The organism is Burkholderia sp. MSHR3999 (assembly GCF_000833595.1).
GTDB classification, from domain to species: Bacteria; Pseudomonadota; Gammaproteobacteria; order Burkholderiales; family Burkholderiaceae; genus Burkholderia; species Burkholderia ubonensis.
On the sequence record NZ_JRFO01000007.1, the window covers coordinates 2417706 to 2433722 of the forward strand.

The following is a 16017-nucleotide window of genomic DNA, read 5'->3' on the forward strand; positions in this document are numbered from 1 at the left end:
TCCTTCAGGCCGAACCGGAACGTTACGGACGGGCGCCGGCGCTCGCTTCGACGCGATGCGCCGATGCCGCCACGCGCACCGCCATCCGCAAAAAATGTCGCAAAAGTTGCGTCGCGCGTGGTCGTCGCCTGTTGAATTGTCCAGACGATTGAATACCTGTTTTCACGTTTTCACCAACTTGAAAATCAATATTCACGCAACCATACTTCGCCCGTCCCGTTATCCCGCTACCCAGGCTAGCCATCCCTCCCCGTGAGCAACACCGAGCCGCCCGGCGCGATCGAGCGCATTCACCATGCATCCGCGACCGCATCCGACGCGCTGAAGCCCGTCGCGCGATGGCTGGCGTCCCATTCGCTCGACGCCGCAACGCTCACGATCGAGGAAGTCGCGCAAGCGTGCGGCGGCTCCGTCGCCAGCGTCAACCGGTTCGCGAAGCACGCCGGATACCGCGGGTTTTCGGCGCTGAAGGCGGACCTTGCCGCGGTCGTGCGGCAAGCGCTGCAACCGGTGGAGAAACTGGCGGCGCAGGCAACGCAGGAAGGGATCGGCGCCTGGCTCGCGGATCACCAGCGCAATCTGGCCGCGATGGATTCGTCGCTTCAAACGGAGCGGCTGGCCCAGGTGGTGACGCGCATCGTCGCGAGCAACGCCGTGTATTGCCTCGGGCTCGGCCTGAGCACCTACCTGACCGGCTTGCTTGCAGACACGTTGATGCCGTATCACCGGCGGGTCGTGTGGGCCGCCGCGGGTGGCGGCAGCGAGCAAGCCGCCCGGCACATGACGCACATCGGCGCCGGCGACACGCTGATCGCGATCTCGCTGCCCCGCTATTCGCGCGACACGGTCGAGCTTGCGCGCTTTGCTCGCGAACGCGGCGCTTTCGTCGTCGCGCTGACCGACAACCCGACCGCGCCGCTCGCCGCCGCGGCCGACGCCGTCCTGCTGGCGCCGGCCGAGCATCGCGTGCTGTCGTCTAGTTCGGTGGCGATGGTGGCGCTCGTCGAAACGCTGGCATCGGAAGTGCTGAAAGCGACACCGCAGACGCAAGCCGTCGCGGCCGCGTTGTCGCAAACCGTTCTGCCGTATCTCGCGTTCGACACCACGGCTTCGACGCCGGCGCAAGCGGAAGCCGACGGGACGCGCGACAACAAGGCCAGCAACGTTGGCCGCCGGCGTGGCGCAGCCGCTCCCGGCGCACCTCGCAAGACACGCACCCCTTCGTGACCTTGCGAGCGTCGCCATCACTCCATTCAGCAGCTCGGGTATTCGAGGAAACCCAACATGACCACGACTTCCGATAGCGTCACGGTTCAGCCGCTCAGGGATACGGCGGGGCTCGCGGGGCATCCGCGCGGCCTCACCACGCTGTTCTTCACCGAGATGTGGGAGCGGTTCAGCTTCTACGGGATGCGAGCCATTCTCGTGCTGTACATGGTCGCCGCTCCGGGCCTCGGCGGGCTCGGCTACGACACGCCCCATGCGACGGCGATCTACGGCACGTATTCGATGGCCGCATTCCTGCTGTCGCTGCCCGGCGGCATCATCGCCGACCAGTGGCTCGGCACGCGTCGCTCGGTCTTGATCGGCGGCATCATCATCGCGGCCGGCCACTTCACCATGGCCATTCCCGCGGTCCCGACGTTCTTCGCGGGGCTCGTGCTCGTCGCATGCGGCACGGGCCTGCTCAAGCCGAACGTGAGCGCGCTCGTGGGCGGCCTCTACTCGCAAGACGACGACCGCCGCGACAGCGGCTTCTCGCTCTTCTACATGGGCATCAACATCGGCGCATTCCTCGCGCCGCTCGTCTGCGGCTTTCTCGCGGAAGCCGAGCCTTTCAAGAACGTGCTGCGCTCGTTCGGCATCGATCCGGTCAATAGCTGGCACTTCGGCTTTGCAGCGGCAGGCGTCGGCATGCTGCTCGGCCTCGTCGTCTTCTGGTTCCAACGCGGCCGTCTTGAGCACGTCGGCGACCGCCTCGCGGCGAAGCCCGCGGCATCGACGCGGAAACGTCAAGACGGTGCGCGGCAGACGGCGGCCTACGTCGCGCTCGGCGTGTTCACCGTCGCCGGCACGGGGCTCGCGGGAAGCAACTGGCAGAACGTGCTTCCGTTCCTGCTGGCGTTCGATGCGCTCGTGCTCGTCATCATGATGGGCATCCGGGAGCAACTGACCGGCGCCGAGTGGAAGCGCCTCGCCGTGATGGGCATCTACTTCGTCGTGACGATCGCATTCTGGTCCGCGTATGAACAGAAAGGCTCGAGCCTGAGCCTGTTCGCCAAGGAAATGGTCGAGCGCAACATCGGCAGCTTCGTCGTGCCCGCGGCCTGGTTCCAGTCGCTGACCGCGCTGTACGTGATCCTGCTGGCGCCGGTGTTCGCGGCGCTCTGGGTGCGGCTCGGCCGTCGTCAACCGTCGAGCCTCGCGAAGCTCGCGATCGCGCCGCTGCTGATCGGCTTCGGCTATGCCGCGTTCGCGATCCTGTGCTCGACGCTTCATGTCGGCGTGAAGATCAATCCGCTCTGGCTTGCCGGCCTGTTCCTGTTCGAAGTGTTCGGCGAGCTGTGCCTGAGCCCGATCGGCCTGAACCTCGTCACGAAGCTGGCGCCCGTCAAGCTCGTCGGCCTGATGATGGGGCTCTGGTTCTTCGGCAGCTCGTTCGGCTACAAGCTTGCCGGTTACTTCGCGGGCTTCTACGTGCCCGACCCGGCGCGGCTGACGATGCTCCATGGCAGCATCGCCGCGGGGCTCTTCGCCGTCGCGGCCCTGCTGTTCCTGATGATGCCCATGATGAGAAAGCTCGTCGGGGACGAATCGGCAAAGGCCGCGACGCATACGCATTGACGTTCGAACCGAATACCGCAGGAAACGTGAAATGGAAAGGACCATCCTCGCAGTCCACGGCGGCGCCGGCACGCTGCAGCGCGGCGTCATGACGCCGGAACAGGAAGCCGCTCATCGCGCCGCGCTCGAAGCAGCGCTCGTGGCCGGCCATCTGGTTCTGAAAGCCGGCGGGTCGAGCGTCGACGCCGTCGTCGCCGCCGTCGTCTCATTGGAGAATTGCCCGCTGTTCAACGCGGGGCGCGGCTCGGTGTTCACGCATGCGGGCACCCACGAAATGGATGCGGCCGTCATGGAAGGACACACCGGGCGCGCAGGCGCGGTGGCCGGCGTGTCTCGCATCAGGAATCCCGTCGAAGCGGCACGGCGCGTGATGGGTCGATCCACGCACGTGCTGCTGTCGGGTGCAGGGGCCGAGCAATTCGCGATCGACGAGGGCCTCGCATTGGAGCCCCCCGAGTACTTCCACACCGATTTCCGCTGGCAGCAGCTGGTTGCCGTGCGCGACACCGGACGCGCATTGCTCGATCACGACGGTGCGGCGCTGCTTCGCCAGCAGGCGCCTGCCGATTCGAGCCGGCTCATCAACGGCGAGCACAAGTTCGGCACCGTCGGCGCTGTCGCGCGCGATGCCAGCGGTCATCTCGCCGCCGCGACCTCCACGGGCGGCTTGACGAACAAGCGCCACGGACGCATCGGCGATTCGCCGCTCATCGGATGCGGCACCTTCGCCGACACACGCGTGGCCGTGTCCGCGACGGGAACGGGGGAAGCATTCATCCGCGCGGTCGCGGCCCATGACGTCGCCGCACGGATGAAGTACGGTCATGCGATGGTCGACGAGGCCGCGCGCACGGTCGTCAACGAGGTGATTCCGAGCCAGGGCGGCAGCGGAGGACTCATCGCCGTCGATGCCGACGGGCGCGTGTCGATGCCGTTCAACACCGAAGGCATGTATCGCGGCGTCATTCAGGCGGACGGCAAGCGGTATGTCGACATCTATCGGTAGACGGCGACGTGTCGCCTCCATCGAGCGGCGGGCTCATGCATGCCGCGACGAGGCATGCTTCTTCCTCGACATCCGCGACGAAAAAAAGCCCCGCCTGCATCCGTGCCGGCGGGGCCAACCCATGTCAGTAGAGACATCATGGAGGAGACGGAGCCATCATATCGACGGCCCGCCGCGCGCCCAACCAAGCATTTCTGCTATCGATCTGCGCCGCCGCGCACACGATTCACCGGCCCGCGCGGCATATCGATAGAACGAAAAGTCGTTTTCAGACTGGCGGCGGGGTCGTTACCATGCAGGTTTTAAGCCCGTGTTTAAGGCTGTGCCAGGCCGCCGGGCAACCGATCCTCGAGGAGCGCCCCCTTGACTGCATTCGATCAACACCGCCGGCCATTCGTCGTCGGCATCGGCGGCACCACCCGCGCGGCCTCGTCCACCGAACGCGCGCTGGCGTTCGCGCTGCGCGGCGCGCAAGCGGCCGGCGCCCGCACCCGCCTGTTCGACGGTCCGTTCCTGCACACGCTGCCGCACTACGCGCCCGAACACGGCGCGCTGACCGACGCGCAGCGCGAGCTGATCGACACCGTGCGCGAAGCCGACGCGATCATCATCGCGACGCCCGGCTATCACGGCGGCGTGTCCGGCCTCGTCAAGAACGCGCTCGACACGCTCGAGGAGCTGCGCGCCGACCAGCGGCCCTATCTCGACGGCCGCGCGGTCGGCCTGATCGTCACCGCGTACGGCTGGCAGGCCGCCGGCACCGTGCTGACGTCGCTGCGCTCGATCGTCCATGCGCTGCGCGGCTGGCCGACGCCGTTCGGCGCGACCGTGAACACGCTCGAAACGCGCTTCGAGAGCGCCGACAGCTGCTCGGATCCGAAAGTCGTCGCGCAGCTCGAAACGGTCGGCACGCAGGCCGCCGAATTCGCGCTCGCGTTCGCGTCGCATCGCGCGGCGTCGCATGCGGCATCGGTCGACGCGCTCGCGCCGGTGCTGAAGATCGCCAACCAGTAACCCGCCCGTTTCCTCTTTTCCCGTTCCGCCGCCCGCGCCCAGCGCCTTGCCCGCACGCGCGCGGCGCGCATCCGGCGCATCCGGCCGCCGTACGCGCGGCCGTCCACCGTCGATAAGGTTTCAGCCCGCCGCGTGATTTGCATTGGCCGAAAGATTGGTTCACGCCGCTCGCGGGTTTTCGTACGCTGAAAGCCCGAACCCTCTTCAAGCGCGCCATGATCCGCACGATCCGCTACAAGGGCTACGAAGTCGCGCCCGCCGCCGCGCGGCTGCCGAACGGCCTGTTCGCCGCCAACCTGACGATCGAAAAAGCAAGCGGCGGCCCGTCGCGCACCGTCTCGTTCGACGCGATCGATTTCTTCTTCGAGGAAGAGCACGCGCTCGCCTACGCGTCCCGCTGGGGCCGCCTGTGGGTGGACACGCACGCTTGACCTAGGTCACGCAGCCGTGCGCATGGCCGCACGAAAATACGCGAAAACGGGAGCCGTGGGAGAATCCTTCGCTCCGTAATCGCAATAACAAAAGCCATGACTGACACGCTGCAGAAAGAGCAGGCAGCAGATCACGCAATGCGCAACTGGACCTTCGAGAGGCAAGGTCCGGTAAAGATCGGTTCCGATGCGCACAAGCAGATGTTTTGCCGCATGCTGCTCGACACACACAATCCGTACAAGCCGGCTGTGATCGACTGGCCGCCGCTCAAGCCCGAAGAGCTGGAGCGGCTCACGTCGCTGCCGATCTGGGACATCGCCGTGCAGACGGAAGGCCGCGCGTCGATTCGCGTCGCGACGTTCGCGTCGGCCATCCGCGACCCGCTGCTGAAGCAGGCGCTCGACATGGACGGCGGCGAGGAAGCGCGTCACAAGGTCGTGCTGTCCAAGCTGGTCGAGGCCTACGGCATCAAGCTGGCGCCCGAGCCGGCCTACCCCGCACCGAAGGACGCCGAATGGGCGTGGATGGTGACGGGCTTCAGCGAATGCATCGACAGCTTCTTCGCGTTCGGTCTGTTCCGTTCCGCGCAGCGTTCCGGCTATTTCCCGGAAGCACTCGTCGAGACCTTCGAGCCGGTGATCCAGGAAGAAGGCCGGCACATCCTGTTCTTCGTCAACTGGTACGCCTGGTACTGGCGCAACATGGCGTGGTGGCGCCGGCCCGCGTTCTTCGTGAAAGTCGCTGCCGTGTGGGCGTTCCTGATCTGGGAACGGATCGGCATCGCGCGCGGGATCGACGCCGAAGGCGTCGCGCACGACGCGAACTTCCCGGCGACCGGCACCGCGGCCGTCGGCGACGCGCTCAATCCGCGCGAGCTGATCGAACTGTGCCTCGCCGAGAACGACCGGCGGATGGCCGGCTACGACAAGCGGCTGCTGCGGCCGATGTTCGTGCCGCGGATGGCGAGGTTTGCGCTGCGGTTCATCAGGAAATAGCGTCGGATGTGGTTCGCGGCGTCTCGCCGCGAAGATCGATTGCGCTTGTCGGCCGGGGCTGGTGTCCGCCAGCCACCTCGTGTTGCGTCCACCGACTGCCTGAAGTCAGCCCTCCTGACGCGACGTCCCGCCTGCCCTTCACGCACGCTTCATTTCCCGCTCCTCGACAAGGAACCGTCCAGCAGCGTCTTGCCGCATCGCGGCCCGATCCGATCGATCCGGACGCGCCGCCAGTCCCGACGCCGCCCCGTGACCGCCGCTCGGCGGCTGCAGCGAATGCCATCGCCGAATCGTGCGTTGCGATTTCCTTCCGCAATTGAGCCGATTGTTGAGGAACCGCAATGTTCACTCAAACAAATTCGAAATGGACATGCAGCCGGCGCGGCTCGCGCCCGGCCTCATTTTTTTCCTGCCGACGATCTGCATCCTCCCCGAACCGGCCCGTCAGACGGTCGCATCCCGGCGATGTGCGATGCGCAGACTGGCATAGCCGGATTACCGTCCTTTACGCATTTCTCATCTCAAATTTCAACATAAAACAAAAAGCAAAACCAGCAAAAACATGCAATTAACAAATTAATATCAACACACCGGAAACCATCTCGATTTCGCTTTCAACATTACAAATACACAACAAAGCAGGCAGCGCGCAAACGTTTGCCATTTCATTTGTCTTACTTTATCGTCTTGCCGCTCATCAATCCATCGACAACACCGCCACCAAACCATTGACGGACAAGGCCATCGCGCAACAAGACGTCACGCCACGCACCTTTCAATACACCTTCTCATTTTTTGACGCGGCCTTACATCAGAATTGCCGCCCTCACCACTTATTAACCAAATTTTAACTTTCTCTCGCGCTCATTTTTCACTCTTTAGCAATTCATAAAATCCATCTCAAATAAACTCCGCCCATATTTTTGGGATTGCACGAGCGCACGGCACATTCATCTAACGAAAGAGCCCGGTGTGTTGCGTGATTATTTGGAGGTAGTTGGATATGAACCGCACATACCGCTCGATCTGGAACGAATCGCTTGGCGCCTGGGTCGCCGCATCGGAACTCGACTCGGCACGGGGCAAGCCGAACAAGTCGGCCGTGGTGGTCGCCGCGATCGCCGCTCTGGCGATCGGACTGCCGTCGCTTGCGAGCGCCAACACATTGAATACCCAGCAGACATGCTTCACCGGATCGAACGGAGCGGTCGGCCGGGTCAACCCGGGCGGCACGGCTAATCAGGCCGGTGACGGTTCCGGCACCTATTCGGTCGTCGCCGGCTGTAATTCGAACGGCAACGGCTGGACCGGCGTGACGGTGTACGGCTCGTTCTCCCAGGCGAACGGCAACGGCGCGACGACCTACGGCATGCAGTCGTCCGCCGCGCTGTGGGGCACGGCAGCCGGCCTCGAAACGACCGCGAGCGGCACCGGCGCGACCGCGCTCGGCTTCGGTTCGACGGCGAACGCGCTGAACTCGGTCGCGATCGGCGGCGCGGGCGGCAACGGCACGACGCCGCTGTCGCAGGCGAACTCGACCATCGCGTCGGGCGCCGGAGCGATCGCGATCGGCAGCAACGCGACGAAGGGGGCGCAAGCGGCCGCGTCGGACTCGATCGCGATCGGCGGTCAGTCGTCCGTCGCGGCGACCGCGACCTCGGGCATCGCAATGGGTCGCGGCGCGACGGTCAACGGCGCGTTCGGCATCGCCCAAGGCGACGGCGTCGTGTCCGGCGCGATCGGCCAGAACGTTGCGATCGGCTCTAGCGGCACGACGGCCAACAGCAGCACGGCGACGGGCGGCGCCGTCGCGATCGGTCGCGGCCAGACGGCGACGGGCGACGGAGCGGTCGCAATCGGCGACCCGAACGTCGCGACCGGCACCGGCGCCGTTGCGGTAGGCGCGAACAATACCGCGAACGGGCAAGGCGCCATTGCGCTCGGCAACGCCAATACGTCGACCGGGACGGGTTCCGTCGCGCTGGGCAACACCAGCGTCGCGACCAGCAGCGCGGTGGCAATCGGCAGTTCGGCAATCGCCACGGGCACGAACGGCTCGGTTGCAATCGGCAACTCGGTGACGTCGACCGGCACTGGATCGATAGCGATCGGCAACAGCGGGAGCTTCGGTGCCAAGGCCATTGCCTCCGGCTCGGATGCATTGGCGCTCGGCAACGGCTCGACCGCGAGCGGGACGGCAGGTTCGGTCGCCCTGGGCTCGAGCAGTGTGGCCACCAATTCGTTCGCGACCGCATTGGGCGCAAACTCCAACGCGTCCGGCAGCGGTTCCGTCGCGATTGCGCAAGGGTCCAGCGCAACAGCCACCAATGCGCTGGCGCTCGGCGTCAACTCGACGGCAAACGTAGCGAACTCGGTTGCACTCGGCAACGGCTCGGTGACGAGCGCCACCGCGACGACGGCAACCGGCGGCACCGGGACGGTCAGCAGCACCACGATCGGCACTCAGACGTTCGGCACCTATGCCGGCGCGAGCGCGGCGAACGGTGTGGTCAGTGTCGGCGCGCCCGGCTCGGAACGCCGCATCCAGAACGTCGCCGCCGGCCTCGTCGGTGCGGCCAGCACGGATGCGATCAACGGCAGCCAGCTTTACGCGGTCGCCAGCACGACGACGTCGAGCATCGCCAGTTTGTCCACGTCAGCGTCGACGGGTATTTCGTCGGCCAATAGCTCGATCGTTTCGCTTTCCACGTCGACGTCGACCGGGATCAGCACCGCGCAAAGCGGCGTCAATTCGCTGTCCACCGGTCTGTCGACGACCAACAGCACGGTTACCTCGTTGTCGACTTCCGCTTCGACCGGTATCAGCACGGCGCAGAGCGGCGTCAGCTCGCTGTCTACCGGCCTGTCGACGACCAACAGCACGGTTACCTCGTTGTCGACCTCCGCGTCGACCGGCATCTCGTCGGCCAACAGCTCGATCGCCTCGCTCTCCACGTCGACTTCGACCGGCGTCAGCTCGCTTTCGACTGGACTGAGCTCGACGAACAGCTCCGTGACGTCGCTGTCGACGTCTGCTTCGACCGGCATCAGTACCGCACAAAGCGGCGTCAACTCGCTGTCTACCGGCCTGTCGACGACCAACAGCACGGTTACCTCGTTGTCGACCTCCGCGTCGACCGGCATCTCGTCGGCCAACAGCTCGATCGCCTCGCTCTCCACGTCGACTTCGACCGGCATCAGCTCGCTTTCGACTGGACTGAGCTCGACGAACAGCTCCGTGACGTCGCTGTCGACGTCTGCTTCGACCGGCATCAGCACCGCGCAAAGCGGCGTCAACTCGCTGTCCACCGGTCTGTCGACCACCAACAGCGCGGTCACTTCGCTGTCGACCTTCGCGTCGACCGGCATCAGCACGGCGCAAAGCGGCGTCAACTCCCTGTCAACCGGCTTGAGCTCGACCAATAGCTCGATCGCGTCACTGTCGACTTCCTCTTCGACCGGCATCTCGTCGGCCAACAGTTCGATCGCCTCGCTCTCCACATCGGCCTCGACGGGCATCAGCTCGCTGTCCACCGGCCTCAGCTCGGTGACGACCAACACCAACAACCTCGGCAACAGCACTGCCGCGGCACTCGGCGGCGGCGCCACCTACAACCCGGCGACCGGCACGATCTCGGCGCCGTCGTACACCACGTACAACGCGAACGGCACGACGACCACCGCGAACAACGTCGGCTCGGCGATCAACAACATCAACAGCCAGGGCATCAAGTACTTCCACGCGAACTCCACTGCGCCGGACAGCAAGGCCCTCGGCACCGATTCGGTCGCGATCGGCCCGAACGCCGTCGCGAACAACGCCGGCGACGTCGCGCTCGGCAGCGGTTCCGTCACCGCGGCCGCGAATCCGACTGCCACCGGCACGGTCGGCGGCACGACCTATTCGTTCGCGGGCACAACGCCGAGCAGCGTCGTCAGCGTCGGCGCAGCCGGCGCCGAGCGCCAGGTCACGAACGTCGCGGCCGGGCGAATCTCCGCCACCAGCACGGACGCGATCAACGGTTCGCAGCTCTACGCGACCAATACCGCGATCAACACGCTGTCGACGTCGACCTCGACGGCCGTCGGCTCGCTGTCGACCGGCCTGAGCTCGAGTTCGTCCGCGATTTCTTCACTGTCGACGGGCGTCAGTTCGCTGTCGACGGGCCTCAGCTCGACCAATAGCTCCGTTGCGTCGCTGTCGACCTCCACGTCGACCGGTATTTCGTCGGCTAACAGCTCGATCGCATCGCTGTCCACGTCGACTTCGACCGGCATCGGTTCGCTGTCGACAGGCCTGAGTTCGACCAACAGCTCCGTCGCTTCGCTGTCCACCTCGGCTTCGACCGGCATCAGCACCGCGCAGAGTGGCGTCAACTCGCTGTCGACGGGCCTCAGCTCGACCAATAGCTCCGTCGCTTCGCTGTCCACGTCGACCTCGACCGGCATTTCGTCGGCCAACAGCTCGATCGCGTCGCTCTCCACGTCGACTTCGACCGGTATCAGCACGGCGCAAAGCGGCGTCAACTCGCTGTCGACGGGCTTGAGTTCGACCAACAGTTCCGTCGCTTCGCTGTCCACGTCGACCTCGACGGGCATCAGCACCACGCAGAGTGGCGTCAACTCGCTGTCCACCGGTCTGTCGACCACCAACAGCACAGTCACTTCGTTGTCGACCTCTGCGTCGACCGGTATCAGCACCGCGCAGAGCGGTGTCAATTCGCTGTCCACCGGCCTCAGCTCGACCAATAGCTCCGTCACCTCGCTGTCGACCTCGACCTCGACGGGCATCAGCACCGCACAGAGCGGCGTCAATTCGCTGTCCACGGGCTTGAGCTCGACCAACAGTTCCGTCGCTTCGCTGTCCACCTCGACCTCGACCGGCATCAGCACCGCGCAGAGCGGCGTCAACTCGCTGTCGACGGGTTTGAGCTCGACCAACAGCTCCGTCGCTTCGCTGTCCACGTCGACCTCGACCGGCATCAACTCGCTGTCCACCGGCCTCAGCTCGACCAATAGCTCCGTCACTTCGCTGTCGACCTCGACCTCGACCGGTATCAGCACCGCACAGAGCGGCGTCAACTCGCTGTCCACGGGTTTGAGCTCGACCAACAGCTCTGTCGCTTCGCTGTCCACGTCGACCTCGACCGGCATCAGCACCGCGCAGAGCGGCGTCAATTCGCTGTCGACGGGCCTGAGCTCGACCAACAGCTCTGTCGCTTCGCTGTCCACGTCGACCTCGACCGGCATCAACTCGCTGTCCACCGGCCTCAGCTCGACCAATAGCTCCGTCACTTCGCTGTCGACCTCGACCTCGACCGGCATCAGCACCGCGCAGAGCGGCGTCAATTCGCTGTCGACGGGTTTGAGCTCGACCAACAGTTCCGTCGCTTCGTTGTCGACCTCGACTTCGACCGGCATCAGCACGGCGCAAAGCGGCGTCAATTCACTGTCCACCGGCCTCAGCTCGACCAACAGCACGGTTGCTTCGTTGTCGACCTCCACCTCGACCGGCATCAGCACCGCACAAAGCGGCGTCAATTCGCTGTCAACGGGCCTGAGCTCGACCAACAGCTCTGTCGCTTCGTTGTCGACCTCCACGTCGACCGGCATCAGCACCGCGCAAAGCGGTGTCACGTCCCTGTCGACTGGCCTGAGTTCGACCAACAGCACCGTTGCTTCGCTGTCGACGTCGGCCTCGACCGGCATCAGCTCGCTGTCCACCGGCCTGAGCACGGTGACGACCAACACCAACAACCTCGGCAACAGCACTGCCGCGGCACTCGGCGGCGGCGCAACGTACAACCCGGCGACCGGCACGATCTCGGCGCCGTCGTACACCACGTACAACGCCAACGGCACGACGTCCACGGCCAACAGCGTCGGCGCGGCCATCGACAACATCAACAGCCAGGGCATCAAGTACTTCCACGCGAATTCAACTGCGCCGGACAGCCAGGCCCTTGGCACCAACTCCGTCGCGATCGGCCCGAACGCCATCGCGAACAACGCCGGCGACGTCGCGCTCGGCAGCGGCTCCGTCACCGCGGCCGCGAACCCGACCAGCAGTGCGACCATCGGCTCGACGACTTATGGCAACTTCGCCGGCGCCACGCCATCGAGCGTCGTGAGCGTCGGCAACGCAGGGGCGGAGCGTCAGATCACCAACGTGGCGGCCGGCCGGATCACGTCGTCCAGCACGGACGCGATCAACGGCAGCCAGCTCTACGCAGTCGCGAGCACGACCGATTCGAGCATCACGTCGCTGTCCACGTCGACTTCGACCGGCATCGGCTCGCTGTCCACCGGCCTGTCGAGCACGAACAGTACCGTCGCATCGCTGTCCTCGACACTGTCGTCGTCCGACAGCGCGATTGCGTCGCTGTCGACCGGGCTCTCGACGACCGATAGCAGCGTGACCTCGCTGTCGACCTCCACGTCGACCGGCATCTCGTCGGCCAACAGCTCGATCGCGTCGCTCTCCACGTCAACCTCGACCGGCATCAGCTCGCTGTCGACCGGCCTGAGCTCAACCGACAGCTCCGTCGCGTCCCTGTCGACCTCCACGTCGACGGGTATCAGCACCGCGCAAAGTGGCGTCAATTCGCTGTCCACCGGCCTGAGCTCGACCAACAGCTCCGTCGCTTCGCTGTCGACCTCCACGTCGACCGGTATCTCGACGGCCAACAGCTCGATCGCGTCGCTGTCCACGTCGACCTCAACCGGCATCAGCTCGCTGTCCACCGGCCTCAGCTCGACCGATAGCTCGGTCGCTTCGCTGTCGACTTCCACGTCGACGGGTATCTCGTCGGCCACCAGTTCGATCGCGTCGTTGTCCACGTCGACTTCGACAGGCATCAGCTCGCTGTCGACCGGCCTTAGCTCAACCGACAGCTCCGTCGCTTCGCTGTCGACTTCCACGTCGACGGGTATCTCGTCGGCCACCAGCTCGATCGCGTCGTTGTCCACGTCGACTTCGACAGGCATCAGCTCGCTGTCCACCGGCCTCAGCTCGACCGACAGCTCGGTTGCGTCGCTGTCGACTTCCACGTCGACCGGTATTTCGACGGCCAACAGTTCGATCGCGTCGCTGTCCACATCGACTTCGACTGGCATCAGCTCGCTGTCGACCGGCCTCAGCTCGACCGACAGCTCGGTTGCGTCGCTGTCGACTTCCACGTCGACCGGTATTTCGACGGCCAACAGTTCGATCGCGTCGCTGTCCACGTCGACTTCGACCGGCATCAGCTCGCTGTCCACCGGCCTGAGCTCGACCGACAGCTCCGTCGCGTCCCTGTCGACCTCCACGTCGACCGGCATCTCGACGGCCAACAGCTCGATCGCGTCGTTGTCCACGTCGACCTCGACCGGCATCAGCTCGCTGTCGACGGGCCTGAGCTCGACCGATAGCTCCGTCGCGTCGCTGTCGACTTCCACGTCGACCGGCATCTCGACGGCCACCAGCTCGATCGCGTCGTTGTCCACGTCGACTTCGACAGGCATCAGCTCGCTGTCGACCGGCCTCAGCTCGACCGATAGCTCCGTCGCGTCCCTGTCGACCTCCACGTCGACCGGTATCTCGACGGCCAACAGTTCGATCGCGTCGTTGTCCACGTCGACCTCGACCGGCATCAGCTCGCTGTCGACCGGCCTCAGCTCGACCGATAGCTCCGTCGCGTCCCTGTCGACCTCCACGTCGACCGGCATCTCGACGGCCAACAGCTCGATCGCGTCGTTGTCCACGTCGACCTCGACCGGCATCGGCTCGCTGTCCACCGGCCTCAGCTCGACCAACAGCACCGTCGCATCGCTGTCCACCTCGACCTCGACCAGCCTCAGCTCCCTGTCCACCGGCCTCAGCTCGACCAACAGCACCGTCGCATCGCTGTCCACCTCGACCTCGACCGGCCTCAGCTCCCTGTCCACCGGCCTGAGCACGACCAACAGCACGGTCGCATCGCTGTCCACCTCGACCTCAACCGGCCTCAGCTCCCTGTCCACCGGCCTGAGCACGACCGACAGCACCGTCGCATCGCTGTCGACCTCCACGTCGAGCGGCATCGGCTCGCTGTCGACCGGCTTGAGCACGACCAACAGCAATCTCACATCGCTGTCGACGTCGACCTCGACCGCGATCCAGGCCGCGAAGACGCACTACTACAGCGTCAACGACAACGGCACGCAGCAGGCCAACTACGCCAACGACGGCGCAACGGGCGTCAACGCCATTGCGGCGGGCGTGAACGCAAGCGCCTCGGGCGCGAGCAGCGTCGCGGTCGGCGACGGCGCGAACGCGTCGTCGAACGGCGCGGTCGCCATCGGCCAGAACGCGTCGGCGACGGGCGGCAAGGCCGTGTCGATCGGCGTCGCGAACACGGCGAGCGGCGACGGCGCGGTCGCGATCGGCGATCCGAACGTGGCCACCGGCACCGGCGCGGTCGCGCTCGGCGCGAACAACACGGCCACCGGCAACGGCGCACTGGCGATCGGCAACGCCAACACGGCAACCGGCAACGGCTCGCTCGCGCTCGGCAACACGGCGACGGCCGCCGGCGCCGGCTCGCTGGCATTCGGCTCGAACGCGGTCGCGAACAACCTCAACGACGTCGCACTCGGCACGAACTCCGTCACGGCCGCCGCGAACCCGACGTCGAGCACGACGATCGGCGGCGTCACGTACTTCTTCGCGGGCAGCTCGCCGACGAGTGTCGTGAGCGTCGGCGCGCCGGGCGCGGAACGCCAGATCACCAACGTCGCCGCAGGCCGCATCTCGGCCACCAGCACGGACGCGATCAACGGCAGCCAGCTCAACGCGACGAACCAGGCCGTCAACAGCCTGTCGACGGCAACGTCGACGAGCATCGGCTCGCTGTCGACCGGGATCGGCTCGCTGTCCACCGGCCTGAGCTCGACCAACAGCACGGTTGCGTCGCTGTCCACGTCGACGTCGACCAGCATCAGCTCGCTGTCGACCGGACTGTCGTCGACCAACAGCAACCTCACGTCGCTGTCGACGTCGACCTCGACCGGCATCGGCTCGCTGTCGACGGGCCTCAGCTCGACGAACAGCACCGTGGCGTCGCTGTCGACCGGCGTGACGACCATCAACAACACGCTGAACCAGCTGTCGACGACGCTGAACAACAACACGACGCGCACGGTGAACACGAACGGCGTCTCGGCCGACATGAACGGCACCGGCACGGATCGTCCGACCGTCACCGCCGGCTCGAACTCGGTGGCGATCGGCGCGGCGTCGACCGACGGCGGCCGCTCGAACGTGGTGTCGGTCGGCAACGACACGCAGCAGCGCCAGATCGTCAACGTCGCGCCGGGCACGCAAGGCACCGATGCGGTCAACGTCAACCAGCTCAACGCGGTGTCGTCGACGATGTCGACGGCGCTGTCGGGCCAGCAGGCGCAGATCAACAACCTCGGTTCGCAACTGCAGCAAACCGACCAGATGGCGAAGCAGGGTATCGCGGCCGTCGGCGCGATGGCGTCGATCCCGCAGCTCGACCGCGACGCCAACTTCGGGATGGGCGTCGGCGCATCGACGTTCCTCGGCCAGAAGGCGATGGCGGTCAACATGCAGGCGCGGATCACCGAGAACCTGAAGGCGTCGATCAACGGCGGCTTCAGCGGCAGCCAGCGCGTGATCGGCGCCGGCATGCTGTATCAGTGGAAATAACCCGCGCCGCGCGGGCCGGGCGCAGCGGTCAGCGC

The 16017-nt window shown here is 65.7% G+C and carries 8 protein-coding genes; 7 read left to right on the forward strand and 1 reads right to left on the reverse strand.

Annotated features, from left to right (window positions below):
* Positions 1-22: 22 nt before the first annotated feature.
* On the reverse strand, positions 23-196 hold the full coding sequence (locus KY49_RS37975) for a hypothetical protein (protein WP_156162666.1): 174 nt from the start codon (positions 194-196) through the stop codon (positions 23-25).
* Between the two features lie 56 nt (positions 197-252).
* On the opposite strand from KY49_RS37975, the gene KY49_RS34015 reads away from it, so the two are divergent.
* The 7 genes from KY49_RS34015 to KY49_RS37980 all read left to right on the forward strand — a co-directional run bounded on the left by KY49_RS34015 (position 253) and on the right by KY49_RS37980 (position 15982).
* Positions 253-1227 (forward strand): MurR/RpiR family transcriptional regulator, encoded by a 975-nt coding sequence (locus KY49_RS34015; RefSeq protein WP_052495828.1) that lies wholly within the window; start codon positions 253-255, stop codon positions 1225-1227.
* A 57-nt stretch (positions 1228-1284) separates the two neighbouring features.
* Positions 1285-2844: a peptide MFS transporter gene (locus KY49_RS34020; RefSeq protein ID WP_042588609.1), complete on the forward strand. Its 1560-nt coding sequence runs from the start codon at positions 1285-1287 to the stop codon at positions 2842-2844.
* 31 nt (positions 2845-2875) lie between these two features.
* Positions 2876-3850 (forward strand): isoaspartyl peptidase/L-asparaginase family protein, encoded by a 975-nt coding sequence (locus KY49_RS34025; protein WP_042588610.1) that lies wholly within the window; start codon positions 2876-2878, stop codon positions 3848-3850.
* Positions 3851-4213: 363 nt separating this feature from the next.
* Positions 4214-4864 (forward strand): NADPH-dependent FMN reductase, encoded by a 651-nt coding sequence (locus KY49_RS34030; protein WP_042588611.1) that lies wholly within the window; start codon positions 4214-4216, stop codon positions 4862-4864.
* Positions 4865-5079: 215 nt separating this feature from the next.
* A complete protein-coding gene (locus tag KY49_RS34035; RefSeq protein WP_042588612.1) occupies positions 5080-5295 on the forward strand; it encodes a hypothetical protein in 216 nt (71 codons plus the stop codon).
* Between the two features lie 96 nt (positions 5296-5391).
* Positions 5392-6291, forward strand: a complete 900-nt coding sequence (locus tag KY49_RS34040; RefSeq protein WP_042588613.1) for a hypothetical protein — start codon at positions 5392-5394, stop codon at positions 6289-6291.
* 1003 nt (positions 6292-7294) lie between these two features.
* Positions 7295-15982, forward strand: coding sequence for an ESPR-type extended signal peptide-containing protein (locus tag KY49_RS37980; protein ID WP_156162667.1), 8688 nt, complete (start codon positions 7295-7297; stop codon positions 15980-15982).
* Positions 15983-16017 lie beyond the last annotated feature (35 nt).

Excerpts from the sequence above, each read along its gene's own strand:
- KY49_RS37980 (WP_156162667.1), top strand. The coding sequence starts at position 7,295 with ATGAACCGCACATACCGCTCGATCTGGAACGAATCGCTTGGCGCCTGG.
- KY49_RS34040 (WP_042588613.1), top strand. The coding sequence starts at position 5,392 with ATGACTGACACGCTGCAGAAAGAGCAGGCAGCAGATCACGCAATGCGC.
- KY49_RS34020 (WP_042588609.1), top strand. The coding sequence starts at position 1,285 with ATGACCACGACTTCCGATAGCGTCACGGTTCAGCCGCTCAGGGATACG.
- KY49_RS34025 (WP_042588610.1), top strand. The coding sequence starts at position 2,876 with ATGGAAAGGACCATCCTCGCAGTCCACGGCGGCGCCGGCACGCTGCAG.
- KY49_RS34035 (WP_042588612.1), top strand. The coding sequence starts at position 5,080 with ATGATCCGCACGATCCGCTACAAGGGCTACGAAGTCGCGCCCGCCGCC.